This is a genomic window from Peptoniphilus duerdenii ATCC BAA-1640, assembly GCF_000146345.1.
Lineage (GTDB): Bacteria > Bacillota > Clostridia > Tissierellales > Peptoniphilaceae > Peptoniphilus_B > Peptoniphilus_B duerdenii.
The window spans coordinates 1,558,327-1,572,906 of the sequence record NZ_GL397071.1; the positions used below are offsets into that span (position 1 = coordinate 1,558,327).

The 14,580-nt window shown below is 29.2% G+C and carries 15 protein-coding genes; all 15 read left to right on the top strand.

Annotated features, from left to right (window positions below; translation table 11 throughout):
• The first annotated feature begins 12 nt into the window (after window positions 1-12).
• Complete coding sequence (plsX, locus tag HMPREF9225_RS06965) at window positions 13-987, top strand: phosphate acyltransferase PlsX (RefSeq protein WP_008902238.1); 975 nt, start codon at window positions 13-15, stop codon at window positions 985-987.
• Window positions 984-1,217, top strand: coding sequence for an acyl carrier protein (locus HMPREF9225_RS06970; protein ID WP_008902239.1), 234 nt, complete (start codon window positions 984-986; stop codon window positions 1,215-1,217). Before plsX ends, HMPREF9225_RS06970 begins: the two co-directional genes overlap by 4 nt.
• Complete coding sequence (gene rnc / locus HMPREF9225_RS06975) at window positions 1,214-1,894, top strand: ribonuclease III (protein WP_008902240.1); 681 nt, start codon at window positions 1,214-1,216, stop codon at window positions 1,892-1,894. Before HMPREF9225_RS06970 ends, rnc begins: the two co-directional genes overlap by 4 nt.
• Window positions 1,891-2,913, top strand: coding sequence for an elongator complex protein 3 (locus HMPREF9225_RS06980; RefSeq protein WP_008902241.1), 1,023 nt, complete (start codon window positions 1,891-1,893; stop codon window positions 2,911-2,913). Before rnc ends, HMPREF9225_RS06980 begins: the two co-directional genes overlap by 4 nt.
• Before the next feature lie 9 nt (window positions 2,914-2,922).
• The gene (gene smc, locus HMPREF9225_RS06985) at window positions 2,923-6,471 is read left to right on the top strand and encodes a chromosome segregation protein SMC (protein WP_008902242.1); all 3,549 of its coding nucleotides are present in this window, start codon (window positions 2,923-2,925) and stop codon (window positions 6,469-6,471) included.
• A gap of 6 nt (window positions 6,472-6,477) precedes the next feature.
• Entirely contained in the window at window positions 6,478-7,776 is a 1,299-nt protein-coding gene (gene ftsY / locus HMPREF9225_RS06990; RefSeq protein WP_008902243.1) for a signal recognition particle-docking protein FtsY, read from the top strand.
• Window positions 7,766-8,932, top strand: a complete 1,167-nt coding sequence (gene alr, locus HMPREF9225_RS06995) for an alanine racemase (RefSeq protein WP_040551425.1) — start codon at window positions 7,766-7,768, stop codon at window positions 8,930-8,932. Before ftsY ends, alr begins: the two co-directional genes overlap by 11 nt.
• A 107-nt stretch (window positions 8,933-9,039) precedes the next feature.
• On the top strand, window positions 9,040-9,399 hold the full coding sequence (gene ylxM / locus HMPREF9225_RS07000) for a YlxM family DNA-binding protein (protein WP_008902245.1): 360 nt from the start codon (window positions 9,040-9,042) through the stop codon (window positions 9,397-9,399).
• Window positions 9,389-10,726 carry a signal recognition particle protein gene (gene ffh / locus HMPREF9225_RS07005; RefSeq protein ID WP_008902246.1) on the top strand — a complete coding sequence of 446 codons (1,338 nt, stop codon included), beginning with the start codon at window positions 9,389-9,391 and terminating at the stop codon, window positions 10,724-10,726. The genes ylxM and ffh overlap by 11 nt, the downstream gene beginning before the upstream one ends.
• Window positions 10,727-10,752: 26 nt before the next feature.
• A complete protein-coding gene (gene rpsP / locus HMPREF9225_RS07010; RefSeq protein ID WP_008902247.1) occupies window positions 10,753-11,043 on the top strand; it encodes a 30S ribosomal protein S16 in 291 nt (96 codons plus the stop codon).
• Between the two features lie 19 nt (window positions 11,044-11,062).
• Complete coding sequence (locus HMPREF9225_RS07015) at window positions 11,063-11,293, top strand: KH domain-containing protein (protein ID WP_008902248.1); 231 nt, start codon at window positions 11,063-11,065, stop codon at window positions 11,291-11,293.
• Window positions 11,283-11,777 (top strand): ribosome maturation factor RimM, encoded by a 495-nt coding sequence (gene rimM, locus HMPREF9225_RS07020; RefSeq protein WP_008902249.1) that lies wholly within the window; start codon window positions 11,283-11,285, stop codon window positions 11,775-11,777. Before HMPREF9225_RS07015 ends, rimM begins: the two co-directional genes overlap by 11 nt.
• Window positions 11,777-12,475, top strand: a complete 699-nt coding sequence (gene trmD, locus HMPREF9225_RS07025) for a tRNA (guanosine(37)-N1)-methyltransferase TrmD (protein WP_008902250.1) — start codon at window positions 11,777-11,779, stop codon at window positions 12,473-12,475. Before rimM ends, trmD begins: the two co-directional genes overlap by 1 nt.
• The gene (rplS, locus tag HMPREF9225_RS07030) at window positions 12,476-12,823 is read left to right on the top strand and encodes a 50S ribosomal protein L19 (RefSeq protein ID WP_008902251.1); all 348 of its coding nucleotides are present in this window, start codon (window positions 12,476-12,478) and stop codon (window positions 12,821-12,823) included.
• Window positions 12,824-12,913: 90 nt separating this feature from the next.
• A complete protein-coding gene (locus HMPREF9225_RS07035) occupies window positions 12,914-14,563 on the top strand; it encodes a glycosyl hydrolase family 18 protein (RefSeq protein WP_008902252.1) in 1,650 nt (549 codons plus the stop codon).
• Window positions 14,564-14,580: the final 17 nt, after the last annotated feature.

Genomic DNA, 14,580 nt, shown 5'->3' on the forward strand with positions numbered 1-14,580 from the left:
TTTGGAGGATATATGAAGATATTATTTGATACTACTGGTTTAGATCTTGGCGTAAAAGAGGTTATAGAAGGAGCTATTTTATCCAAAGAAGAATTAAATATAGAACCTACACTCGTTGGTGATGAAGATATTATTAGACCTATTTTAAATGAAATAGGAATGGATATGAACATACTAGATGCAAAAGAAATAATTACCAATGAAGAGGAACCAGCTTTTGCTATTAGAAGAAAGAAAGATTCATCTATTGTTGTTGCATTTAACAATTTAAATGAATACGATGCATTTATTTCATGTGGATCTACAGGGGCACTTCTAGCAGGTGGAATGTTTATGGCAGGAAGAATCAACAATGTAAAAAGAGCTGTACTTCCTACACCAATTCCTACTATAAATGGAAATACACTTCTTATAGATTCTGGAGCAAATATGGATGTTGATGCAGATCTTTTAGTTCAATTTGCAAAATTAGGTACAGTACTTAAACAAGTAACAGAAGGAATAGAAAAACCAAAAGTTGGTTTATTAAATGTTGGTGTTGAAGAAAATAAAGGCAATGCTCTTACAAAAGAAGCTTTCTTAAAATTAAAGGAAGCGGATATAAACTTTATAGGCAACATAGAAGGCAGAGATATCAATAAGCATCTATGTGATGTTCTTGTTTGTGATGGATTTGTTGGTAATATTATTTTAAAGAATACTGAAGGATTAGCAGGATTTATAATGACTCTTTTAAAATCAAAAGTTATATCAAATCTATCAGATAATGCTAAGTTAGAAGTTATGCAATCTTTGTCACCAGTCGTAAAGACTTTAGACTATAGGGAAGTAGGAGGAGTGCTCCTTCTTGGTCTTAAAAAACTTGTAATCAAAGCTCACGGAGCTAGCGATAGAAATGCGATTAAAAATGCGGCTAAATCAGCTTTACTAATGCATGAAAATAAACTTATAGATAAAATAGAAAATTCATTTAGAGGTGAAATATGAAAGAAAGAATTTTAGAAATAATAGCAGCACAATTTACTATGGATGTAGCATCTTTAAATCCTAAGATGGACTTTAGAGATGATTTAAATGCTGATTCAATAGATTTAGTTGAACTAATAATGACAATGGAAGATGAATTTGGAATACAAGTTTCAGATGATGACATAAAGAATCTAAACACTATTGAAGATGTAATCGATTATGTGGAGGAACTAGAAATAGAAAATTGAAAAATTTAAAATATTTGAATATAAGCTATGAGTTTAAGAATGAGGAACTATTTAGAACTGCTCTTACTCATAGCTCTTATTCAAATGAAAATAAAGAAAAATGTAAATATTCCAACGAAAGATTAGAGTTTTTAGGAGATGCAGTACTTGATTTAGTAGTAGGGGAATATTTTTTTAAACAGTTTAAAGTTAGAGAAGGACAACTCTCAATGATGAGGGCTAAAGTTGTCAAAGAATCTTCTCTAGCAAAAATAGCAAAGAAAATAAACTTAGGAGAGATGATTCTTTTAGGTAAAGGCGAAGAAAAGAATAACGGGAGAGAAAAACTATCTATTTTGGCAGATTCCTTAGAAGCTTTAATTGGTGCTATATACTTAGATAGTTCTTTTGATGTTGCAAAAGAATTTATTCTAGATATTATGTCCGAAGAACTTGAAAAAGCTCATGAATCATCATATCTAGTAGACTATAAATCAAGACTTCAAGAAGTATGCCAAATGGCTCACTTAAACATTGAGTATGTTCTTGAAAAAACCAATGGTCCTTTAAATTCACGAGTTTTTTATTCAAAAGTAATTGTGGATGGAAAGGTATTTGGTAGAGGTGAAGGTAACTCAATAAAAAAATCTGAACAAATGGCAGCTAAAGATGCATTATCAAAAGGTAATTTTAAATGAAAAGAAATATAATCCCAATATTTATACCGCATTTAGGATGTCCGCACGACTGTGTTTTTTGTAATCAAAATAAAATAGCTTCTACTAGTATTGCTACTAAAAAAACTGTAAAAAATACTATTGATGAGTATTTGGATTATTTTAGAAAAGATTCTATAGTTGAAGTTGCTTTCTATGGAGGTAGTTTCACAGCAATACCAATAGAAGATCAAATAAATTTCTTAAGCGTTGCTAATGAATATAAAAAGAAAAATTTAGTATCTTTCATTAGACTATCAACAAGACCTGACTATATAGATGAAAATATACTTGAAATTTTAAAATCTAATGGTGTTGATACTGTTGAGCTAGGAGTACAATCTAGCAATCAAAATGTACTTAATAAATCTGGAAGAGGGCATGATTTTGATTGTGTTAAAAAATCTGTAAAAATGTTAAAAAAGTATGGGTTTAATGTAGGCTTACAACAAATGGTGGGTTTGCCATACTCAAATGATGAATTAGAAATGCAAACAGCAATGGACTTTATGAATTTAAAGCCAGATTTTGTTAGAATTTATCCAACTTTAGTTGTAAAGGATACAGAGTTGGAAAATAAATATAATAAAAGTGAATATAAATCCTTAAACTTAAACGAAGCTGTAAACATTTGTGCAGAACTTTTATCATTGTACAACAAAAATAATATTCCTGTTATTAGAATTGGATTACAACCAACAGATGAAATTAACTATGATGGGTCAGTAGTAGCTGGACCTTTTCATCCAGCTTTTAGACAGTTAGTGGAAACTAAAATTTTAATTGATAGTATTATAGATCATTTAAAAAACATAGAAATTAAACATTTGTTAATAGAAGCTTCTGGCAGAAATATTTCTATGATTAGCGGACAGAATAAATCTGGATCTAATATGCTGATAGAATCTCTAAATTTAGATTCTTTAAAATTTAAACAAATAAAAAATATAGATGAAATTATTTTAAATGACGAGGATAATGCTTTTAAAATTGTAATTTGAGGAAGAAATATGTATTTAAAATCTCTTACAATGCAAGGATTTAAATCTTTTGCTGACAAAACTAAAATTGAATTTGACAATGAAATCACCGGAGTGGTAGGCCCTAATGGAAGCGGTAAAAGTAATATTTCCGATGCTATAATGTGGGTGCTTGGAGAGACATCTATAAAATCTTTAAGAGGTAAAAAGATGGAAGATGTAATATTTTCAGGTACAAATAAAAGAAAACCTCTAGGCTTTGCAGAAGTAACTATTTTATTTAACAATATAGATAGAGCACTAAATATAGATTTCGATGAAGTTGCAGTATCAAGGAAGATGTATAGATCTCTTGAATCAGAATATAGAATAAATGGTGAAAAGGTTCGTTTAAAAGACGTAAAAGAACTATTTATGGATACTGGTATAGGAAAAGACGGATATTCATTAATAGGTCAAGGTAGAATAGATGAAGTTTTATCAAATAGTCCAGATAAAAGAAGAGCAATATTTGAAGAGGCATCTGGAATTTCAAAATTTAAATCAAAAAAACAGGAAGCTTTAAATAAACTAAATAGAACAGACCAAAATATAACTAGAATTTCTGATATAATTTCTGAAATAGCTACAAGGGTAGATGAACTTGAAGAAGAGTCTAAAAAAGCTATTAAGTATTTAGAATACACAGGAGAATTAAAAGAATTAGACCTAACAATATCTAAACGTGACTATTCAAATATTATTAATTATTTAAAAGATAGATCCACTATTTTAAAAGAAAAAACCTCTGAATTTGATAAAACAAATTTGAATTTAGAAGACTTTAGAAATAAGGAAAAAATTTTTAAAGAAGATATTGAGAAGCTACAAATAGAGCTTGAAAATTTAAATTTAAAAAATTTTGAAAATTCCAACTCATTAAATGAAATTAATTCTGGTATAAATCTACTTAATCAAAGCATTAAAAACAAAAGAGAACAAATCGAAAATGCTAATAATTCAATAAACGATAGTATTGATAAAAAAGAAAAGACTTCTTTAGAGTTTAATCAAATACAATCTGAAATAGATAAACTAAATGAAGAAAAATCTAACATTGATACTCTGCTTTATGAAAAAAAGAAGAATTTAGAAGATTTTATATTACAAAATGAAGAAAACTTATTACAAAGAGATATTCTTCAAAAACAACATTTAGAATATTTAGATAAAAAATCTAACTTATCCTCTCAGATAGAAGTTAAAACTAGACTGATTGAAGATAGGAAGAATCGTAAATTAGAATTGTCTAAAGTAGTAGAAAAGCTTGAATCAGATATAAAAGATTTAGAAAAATCAAATTCAGAAATAAATTACAAAATAGAAATTCAAACTAGAGAAATAGACGAATTAAAAACTGATGAAGCAAAATCTTTAAGCCAATTAAATAAGGATAGAGAAGAACTATCAAGGCTTAATAGCGAATATGCTTTAATAGATAACAAAATAATTAATACTACTACTAAGATAAAGTCACTTGAATCAGTTATTGAAAATTTTGAGGGATATTCTAAATCTACTAAATCTTTTATGTCCTATGCTAAAAATAGAAATATTTTTGTTGGTGAGCTTATTGGACCAGTAGGAGACAATTTAAAAGTTAGAAAAGAATATGAAACAGCTATAAATATTGCTTTAGGGGCTGCAGTTCAAAACATAATAGTGAAAAGACAAAGTGCAGTCTATGATATGATTTCAGTCTTGAAAAAAAATAACTACGGAAGGGTTACTTTTATTCCTATTGATACAGTACTACCAAGCAAATTAAATTTCAATTTAGAGCCTTATAAATCAAAAGGGATTTTGAATTATGCTGATTCACTAATTGAAGTTGATGATGAGCTTAAAAATATATTTTCTTATTTACTTGGAAAAATAGTAATAGCTAAAGATTATGAGAGTGCACTTAATTTTTCTAATAAGACGAACAATAGATTTAGAGTTGTAACACTCGATGGTGAAAGTCTAAATGTTGGTGGTACTATAACAGGTGGGTCAAATAAGAATTTCTATTCAGTGTTATCTAGAAATGTAGAGCTAGATAATCTTAAAAGACTTACAAATGATTTACATCAAGATCTTTTAAAAATTAAAGAATCCATAGAGAAAAATACAAAACAATTTGATATAAAATCCAATGAATTAAAAGAATTAAATACTAAAATAGATGAAAATAATAAAAAGCTTTCTCTATTAAATGAACAGTCAGTAAAAATTAAATTATCCCTTGATAATTTAAATCTAACAAAAGACAATTATACTAAAGAATCACAAAGCTTAGAAACTGGAATTAATTCAGGTTTAAAGGATTTAGAAGAATTACAAGATAGATTCGATAAGCTTAATCTAGACTTCAATAATCTTAGTGTCAACAAGGAAGAGAATGAACTTAAATTGAAAGCTGATTCAGAAAAACTGAATGAACTTAAAGATAAACTTTATGAAGTTGAAACTAAAAATAAAATAATCGATGAAAAATTATCTTCAAAGTCAAGAGAAAAAAGTTTGGCTTCTATAAAAATGGAAGAAGAAAATAAATTACTTGAAGAAAATAGGCTATTACTAGATAGACTTAATGTATCTATAATTGAGGATGAGTCTAAAATATCAATTTATAAATCAGATTTATTAAATAAACAAGATTTAAAAACTGATATCTCAAGTAATTTAGAGGAACTTAAAAATTCCATTTTTAATAAAAAACAATCTTATGAAAAATTATTATCTGACAATGAAAATCTAAGAAATGATTTATTCTTATTAGAAAAAGAGATTTTAAATCTTAAAAATAATATTGAATTTAAAAATAAAGAAAAATCAGATTTATTAAATAAAGTTTTCGAAGAATATGGTGTGGAAGACTTAGATTCAATTAATGAACTTGAAAATTTATCGGTTACAGAAGCAAGAGATAGAATAAAAAAATTAAAAGATTTAATTTCTGGACTAGGTACAGTAAATATAGCATCCATTGAAGACTACAAAAATACGAAGGAAAGATTAGATTTCAATTTGAATCAAAGGACAGATCTTCTAAACTCTAAGCATGAGCTTAAGAAAGTAATAGAAAAATTAGACTATTCTATGAAGAAAAACTTCAAAGAATCAATTGAAAAAATCGGAATATATTTTAATGAAATATTTAAAATACTTTTTAATGGTGGTCAAGCTTCTATTGAGATTGAAGACGAAGAAGATTATTTAAACGCTGGTATAGAGATAAAAGCTCAACCACCCGGAAAGAGGTTTCAATCACTTTCTCTTTTATCTGGAGGAGAGAAGGCAATGACAGCTGTAGCGTTGCTATTTGCGTTACTTAAGGTTAGACCTGCTCCATTTTGTATACTTGATGAAATAGATGCTGCACTAGATGATGCAAATATCACAAGATATTGTGATTATTTGAAGACGTTAGAAGATATACAATTTATATTAATCACACACAGAAAACTTTCTATGGAAATTGCAGATGTCTTATATGGGGTTACAATGGAAGAGCTTGGAGTTAGTAAAGTCATTTCAACACTTTTAAAGGAGTAATTATTTATGTTAAATTGGTTTAAAGATAAGTTTAAAAAAGAAAAAGAAAATATAGAAGAAGAAAATCTTGAAAATATTATTGTTAACGAAGAATTCAAAGATGAAATAGATGATAGTTTATTAAATGAAGACTTACAAGAAATAAGTCAAAATAATAATTGCAATTGCTGCGACCATGATGATAGTACCTATAATTGTTACGATAATAGCAACAATGATGGTAACGATTATGACAATGATAATTCTGGTTTAGAAAATTTAGATGAAGAATACAATGAAACTTCTATTGAAATTAATAATGGTGAAGATTTGGTAAATGAAGAACCAGAAAAAGAATTTCAAATTGAAAAAGATTTTATAGAAGAATCATTAGAAAATAGTGAACCAGAGAAAATAGGCTTCTTTGCGAAACTAAAAAAAGGTTTGGATAAAACTAGAAAAGACATGAGCGTAAAATTTAATACCATCATAGGAGCTTATGTTAAAATTGACGATGAAATGCTAGAAGATTTGGAAGATATACTAATTTCAGCTGATGTTGGAATGGAAACTACAATGAAGCTAGTGGATAATTTGAGAGAAAGCATAATAGAAAATAAGGTTAATGATCCTAATATGGTTGTACCTCTTCTAAAAGAGGAAACATTAAAGCTTATGGATATAGATAAATCTTCTGAATTAAATCTAGGTGATAAATCCATAATTCTTGTTGTAGGAGTAAATGGTGTAGGCAAGACAACCACAATAGGTAAACTTGCAAATAGATTTAGAAAAGAAGGTAAATCTGTACTTGTTGCTGCTGGAGATACATTTAGAGCGGCAGCTATCGAACAACTAAAAGAGTGGGGAAATAGAGCTAATATAGATGTAATACACCAAAACGAAGGTTCTGATCCTGCCGCAGTTATATTTGATGCAATAGAAGCAGCTAAATCAAGAAATATTGATGTTCTTATTTGCGATACTGCAGGCAGACTTCATAATAAGCAAAACTTGATGAAGGAATTGGAAAAGATATCTAATGTTATTGAAACAAAGTATCCAGAAGCTACAAGAGAAACACTTCTCGTGCTAGATGCAACTACAGGTCAAAATGCCATCAATCAAGCTAAGACTTTTAAAGAAGCTGCAAATATAACTGGAATGGTTTTAACTAAATTAGATGGTACAGCTAAGGGAGGAGTAGTGTTAGCGCTTCAATCAGAACTAGGAGTACCAATTAAATTGGTTGGAGTTGGCGAAGGAATTGATGATTTACAAAATTTCAATTCTAAAGATTTTGTGGAGGCACTTTTTGAAGAATAAAGAACTTACTCGATCTTGTTTCTTAGAAGTTGATCTAGATAAATTAATCGATAATATTAGAACTATTAAAAGAAATATAAGTCTTAACTCTTCTATTATTGCAGTAGTAAAAGCAAATGCATATGGATTTGGGATTAAAAAGATAGTTGATACTTTGATTTTAGAAGGAATTGATTATTTTGCTGTAGCTACATTACAAGAAGCTCTAGAGATTAGAAAGTATCATTCTGATATTAAAATTATGATTCTTGGTTATACTGATAGAAACCTATATAAAAAAGCTATAGAAAATAGAGTTGAGCTTTCTATATATACAAAAGATGATGTCTTAAATTTAGAAAAGATTGCATCAGAAATAAATTTAACTGCTCAAATTAATATTCCTTTAGAAACAGGAATGAATCGTATAGGGTTCGTCGAAGATGATAAATTCATCGAAAATATGGAAACTATTAAGAATAGTAAAAATATTGAAGTATCAGGAGCTTTCTCACATTTTGCCGCAGCAGATACTAACTCTTGTTATACGAGAAAACAATTTGATAAATTTATTAGAATGACAAGAATTATAGAAAATATAGGAATTGAAATTCCTTACAAACATATTTCTAACTCTATGGCTATAATGAACTTTAAAGAATTCAATCTAGATGCTGTAAGACCAGGAATCATTATGTATGGATCATCTGAAGGATTGAAAAAAGAAGGTTTTGATTTAAAATATATAGGTTCATTAAAAGCAAAAATTTCTAATATAAAAACAATAAAAAAAGATGAAAAAGTAAGCTATGGGCTTACATATACCTGCGATAGAGATACAAAAGTAGCAACTCTACCTATAGGCTATGCCGATGGAGTTGTTAGAATTCTTTCAAATAAAATAGATGTCATAGTAAATGGTAAAAGGTGTCCTGTTATTGGTAGAATTTGTATGGATCAAATGATGGTTGATGTTACAGATGTCAACTGTGACATGGATACAATATGTACAATAATAGGAATGGATGGAGATGAAGAGATAACTATAGAAGAAGTCGCAGGACTAGCAGGAGAGATTGCAACTTCTTATTCAACTCACTTTAGTTCGAGAATACCAAGGGTCTATATAAAAAATGGACAAGTTGATGAAATATATGATGAAATAGGTTTGCTATAAAATAAATTTCATTAAAAGTGTTGACAAATTCATAAAATATAAATATAATTAATAGGGTCAAGGAAATAACTTGACCCTATTAATTTGATTACTCCTAAGGTGATAGCATGGAAGATATATTCAAAATAAATATGTTGCTTATTTATTATAAGAATCTACTTACAGAAAGACAAAAGAAATGTCTTGAAATGTACTACGAGTATGATTATTCATTAAATGAAATTGCAGACATACTAAAAATATCCAAACAAGGAGTTTCAGATAATATTAAACGAGGTATTGAAAATCTTAGTGAGTATGAAGACAAACTAAAGATGATTAACAATCGCTTCAAAAATGAAAAAAAACTAGAAATCTTAAAAGAATTATTTGATGAATTTGAAAATAATTCAAAGGATTATGACTCAGAAACTTTAAGCAAAATTAAAAAAGTACTTTTTAACATGGAGGTTGAAGATGATATTTGAATCACTTTCAGATAAATTACAAAATACTTTGTCTAAACTAAGAGGCAAAGGAAAATTAACTGAAAAAGATATTGATTTGGCCATGAGAGAAGTAAGACTTGCATTACTTGAAGCAGATGTTAACTTTAAAGTAGTTAAAGATTTTACAAAGAAAGTAAAAGAACGCGCACTTGGATCTGAAGTTCTTGAAAGCTTGACTCCAGGACAACAAGTAATAAAGATCGTAAATGAAGAGCTAAAAACACTAATGGGTGAAGGAGAATCTAAGTTAGATCTTTCTAAAAACCCATCAGTATTTGTCATGGCAGGTCTTCAAGGTGCCGGTAAGACTACTACCTCTGGTAAGCTTGCATTACAAATGAAAAAAAGAGGAAAAAGACCTCTTTTAGTTGCATGTGACGTATACAGACCAGCTGCTATAAAACAGCTTCAAGTTGTTGGAGAAGGTATTGATGTTCCAGTATTTACTATGGGAGATAAGATTAACCCAGTAGATATTGCAAAAGCCTCAATAGAACATGCAAAAAGAAATGGTAATGATGTAGTAATTATAGATACTGCTGGTCGACTTCATGTAGATGAAAATCTTATGGATGAGCTTTTAAATATTGTAAAATCTGTAGATCCTCAAGAAAAACTTTTAGTTTTAGATGCTATGACTGGACAAGATGCAGTAAATGTTACTGAATCTTTTGCAGAAAAATTGGATTTAACAGGAGTTATTCTTACTAAACTTGATGGAGATGCAAGAGGTGGAGCTGCCTTGTCATTAAGAGCTGTAACCGACGTACCTATTAAGTTCATATCTCTTGGAGAAAAGATGGATTCATTGGAAGTCTTTTATCCAGATCGTATGAGTAATAGAATTCTAGGAATGGGAGATGTTCTTTCCCTAATAGAAAAAGCTCAAGAAGCAGTAGATGAAAAGAAAGCTAAAGAATTTGAAGAAAAGTTAAAGAATCAATCTTTTACTTTTGAAGATTTTTTAGATCAAATGCAACAAGTTAAAAATTTGGGTCCATTAGAAGATATACTTGCGATGATTCCAGGAGTTAACAATAAAATGTTAAAGAACTTAAATGTCGATGAAAAAGAATTCGATAGGGTAGAAGCAATTATAAGATCTATGACTCCAAAAGAAAGAATTAAACCAGAAATTATTGATGTTTCTAGAAAGAAACGTATTTCAAATGGTGCTGGCGTACCAGTAACAGAAGTTAATAAGCTTCTAAAACAATTCAAAGAACTGAAAAAAATGATGAAACAATTTTCGGGAATGGGCAATAAAATGAAAAAAGGCAAGTTTAAACTACCTTTTCCATTTTAATGTATAAATAACAGGAGGTGAATAATTTGGCAGTAAAAATTAGACTTAGAAGAATGGGTTCAAAGAAAAATCCATTTTATAGAATAATAGTAGCTGATTCTAGAGCTCCTAGAAATGGTAGATTTATTGAAGAACTAGGATACTACAATCCACTAACTGAACCAAAAAAAGTGGTGGTTAATCTAGAGTCTGTAAACAAATGGATTGAAAATGGTGCTAAACCAACTGATACAGTTGATAGACTTTTCAAAGAAAATAATGTTTACCAACCAAAATCAAAAGAAGTAACAACTGAAGCTAACCAAGAGGAAGAATAATCCGAATAGGAGGTCTCAAATGGTTGAGTTAGTAGAATTTATTGCAAAATCTCTTTGCGAAGATAAGGACTCTGTAAAGGTTGAATTTAATAATACAGATTCTTCTATCGATATTACTCTTCATGTTGCTGAGGCTGATATGGGGAAGGTAATAGGTAGACAAGGAAGAATTGCAAAATCAATTAGGACCATTTTAAAAGCAATGTCTCTTAAAGAGAATATAAAGGTTAACTTGCAAATTGAAAACTGATCAATTAATAATAGGAAAAATTTTAAATACACATGGTATAAAAGGAACTATAAAAGTACAGCCAATAACTTCTGATATCAATAGATTTAAGAGTCTTAACTATATAATACTAGATGATTTAAAAATTGAAATTTCTAATAGAAGAATTAGTAATAATCTGGTATATTTAGATCTTAAAGGTTATGATGATATTAATAAAGTACTGCCTTTTAAAGGTAAATACATCTATATTTTAGAAGATGATCGTATAAATCTAAAAGAAGGCGAATATTTTCAATACCAAGTAATTGGACTAAATTGTTACGATGCTGAGAATAATCTTTTAGGTACCGTAAAATCCATTTTAGAAAATCCAGTTCATGATATTTTGGAAATAGAAGATGAATGTAATACTGTTCATTATGTGCCATTTATAGATAATTTTATAGTTAGTGTGGATTTAGAAAAAGGAATAATATTGAATCCTATTGAGGGTATGTTTTGATGAAATTTACAACGCTTACTCTTTTTCCTGAATTTATTGAATCAATAAAAGGCTACAGTATTATAAGGAGAGCTATAGAAAATGGCCTTATTTCTGTAGAGAGCATAAATATAAGAGACTTTGCAATTAATAAACATGGTCAAGTTGACGATTACCCTTATGGTGGTGGCCAGGGCATGGTCATGATGGTAGAGCCTGTTTATAAGGCAATAGAAAGTGTCAAAACCGAAAATTCTCATGTGGTGTTTTTATCTCCACAGGGAAAAGTTTTAAATCAGAAACTAATAAAAGACCTTTCTAAAAAAGAACATATAGTCTTACTTTGTGGTCATTATGAAGGGATAGATGAGAGAATAATTGAAAACTATATAGATGAAGAAATATCTATTGGTGATTATGTACTAACGGGTGGAGAGATTCCAGCTATGGTGCTTATAGATTCTGTATCTCGTATGATTGACGGAGTTCTAGCTTCATCTGAAGCTTATGAAGATGAATCTCATATGGATGGTCTTCTAGAATATCCTCAATACACTAGACCTCAAGAATTTATGGGACTTAAAGTTCCAGATGTACTACTCAGCGGAAACCATCAAGAAATTGAAAAATATAGACGAGAGATGTCTATATTACAAACAGAGAAAAAAAGACCAGATCTTTTTAAATTTATTAAGGATAAAAAGGAAGGAGGATCTTAAATGGATTTAATCAGACAAATTGAAAATGAACAAATTACTAAAGAAGTTCCTAGTTTCTCAACTGGAGATACAGTTCAAGTTCATTATAGAATTATCGAAGGTTCTAGAGAAAGAGTTCAAGTTTTCGAAGGAACCGTTATAAAAGTTCAAGGAGAAGGCGTTAGACAAACATTTACTGTAAGAAGACTTTCTTACGGAGTAGGAGTTGAAAGAACTTTCTTAGTACATTCTCCAAGAATAGCTAAACTTGTTGTTACTAGAAAAGGTAAGACTAGACGTGCTAAATTATTCTACATCAGAAATAGACAAGGAAAATCTGCTAAAGTTAAAGAAAAAACTAACTATTAATAAAAAAGATCCTTTAAGCAAAAGGATCTTTTTTTGAATTAATTTTAATTCTGTATTATAATTATCTTATAATTATTAAAGGAGAAATTTATGAAAAAAATACTGTTAGGGCTGTTAGTTTTAATAATTTTAGCAAGTGGGGCTTTTATATATTTATTAAAAGGCAGATCTTCTAAAGTTATATCTACAAAATATAATGAATTCTCATTTATTTGTGAAGCTGATGATGTTGATAAATCTCTTTTTGATAGGATAGACGGTCAATACTATCTAGCATTGGATTTTATTAAAGATAAAATAGATAAAGATGTAGATTATAATGAAAATGAAAAAATCATTACTTTTGCCAACGATAAAGGTACAAAAAGAATCAAAGTTGGTGAAATGAAAATGTTACAAAATGGAAATGAAGTCGCGCTTAGAGATCCAGTCATTGAAAAAGATAATAAAATATTTGTACCTATCGAAGCTTTTATATATGATTATCCTGTAGAGTTAAGATATATAGATGATTTGAAGTTACTTATCATGGATTATACAAATATAAACTATGCAAAAGGAACTCTCAAGGGTCAAGGAACCAATTTAAGAGAAGAAGCTAGCCTTCAATCTCCAATTGTAAAGAACCTACAAGGAAATGAAGAAATATTAGTTTTCGGAGAAGAAGGAGATTTCTATAAAGTTCGTATAAAAGATGGATATAAAGGATATATAAAGAAAGATCTTTTAGAAGTTGATTTCGGATCCGGAAAATTCTCAACAATTAAAGACACAGTAACCACAGAGGCCAAAAGGCCTCTTAATTTAACATGGGACTATACTTATTCAACTCAGTCAGATGCTTCCATAGCTGCTATTTCTCCAATAGAAGGTTTAGAAGTTATATGTCCTACCTGGTTCTCTATCGGCAATGAAAATGGTGATTTAATTGATAGAGGAAAAATGGAGTATGTAACAAAATATAAATCATTAGGAATTGATGTATGGGGTTACTTAGACAATTCATTTGATCCAAATATAACTGAAGCAACTCTTAAATCTCCAACGAAGAGGGAATACATTATAAATCAGGTAATAAGAGCTCTTAATTACTATGGAATGAAAGGTTTAAATATTGACTTTGAACATACTAAAATTGATTCAAGAGATGATATAACTCAGTTCACTAAAGAGATCGCTGCTAGATTAAAACAACATGGTATAAAGGTGTCAATAGATGTAACACCACAGATTTCCAAAGATGTAACTAAGGAACCATATGATAGGGTTAATCTATCTAAACATGTAGACTATGTAATGTTAATGGCGTATGATCAACACTGGGGAAGCTCTACCAAAGCAGGATCAGTTGCTGAATACAAATGGGTAGAAGGCAATATAAATAATTTAATTAGACAAATACCTAGAGATAAATTCATACTATGTATTCCAACATATACAAGAATTTGGACAGAAAAACCTGATGGATCAGTTAGTTCAACAACGGCATCTATGGCAGCTGTACAAGATATTATAGCTAAGAGAGGTCTTACTCCTAAATTTGATGAAGTTGCTAAACAAAACTATGTTCAGTACCAAGATAATGATGGGCTTAAGAAAATTTGGATTGAAGATAACTCTAGTATAGAACACAAACTTACACTTATTAATAAGTATAATTTAGGTGGCGTGGCAAGTTGGAGAAAGGGATTTGAAACCAGCTCTGTATGGCCACTGATAAAAAATACCGTTATTAATTGACAGTAAAGTTCATTACA

Coding starts and splice junctions, on each gene's coding strand:
- plsX (WP_008902238.1), top strand. CDS start 13: ATGAAGATATTATTTGATACTACTGGTTTAGATCTTGGCGTAAAAGAG.
- HMPREF9225_RS07015 (WP_008902248.1), top strand. CDS start 11,063: ATGGTTGAGTTAGTAGAATTTATTGCAAAATCTCTTTGCGAAGATAAG.
- trmD (WP_008902250.1), top strand. CDS start 11,777: ATGAAATTTACAACGCTTACTCTTTTTCCTGAATTTATTGAATCAATA.
- rplS (WP_008902251.1), top strand. CDS start 12,476: ATGGATTTAATCAGACAAATTGAAAATGAACAAATTACTAAAGAAGTT.
- HMPREF9225_RS07035 (WP_008902252.1), top strand. CDS start 12,914: ATGAAAAAAATACTGTTAGGGCTGTTAGTTTTAATAATTTTAGCAAGT.
- HMPREF9225_RS06980 (WP_008902241.1), top strand. CDS start 1,891: ATGAAAAGAAATATAATCCCAATATTTATACCGCATTTAGGATGTCCG.
- ffh (WP_008902246.1), top strand. CDS start 9,389: ATGATATTTGAATCACTTTCAGATAAATTACAAAATACTTTGTCTAAA.
- HMPREF9225_RS06970 (WP_008902239.1), top strand. CDS start 984: ATGAAAGAAAGAATTTTAGAAATAATAGCAGCACAATTTACTATGGAT.
- smc (WP_008902242.1), top strand. CDS start 2,923: ATGTATTTAAAATCTCTTACAATGCAAGGATTTAAATCTTTTGCTGAC.
- ftsY (WP_008902243.1), top strand. CDS start 6,478: ATGTTAAATTGGTTTAAAGATAAGTTTAAAAAAGAAAAAGAAAATATA.
- ylxM (WP_008902245.1), top strand. CDS start 9,040: ATGGAAGATATATTCAAAATAAATATGTTGCTTATTTATTATAAGAAT.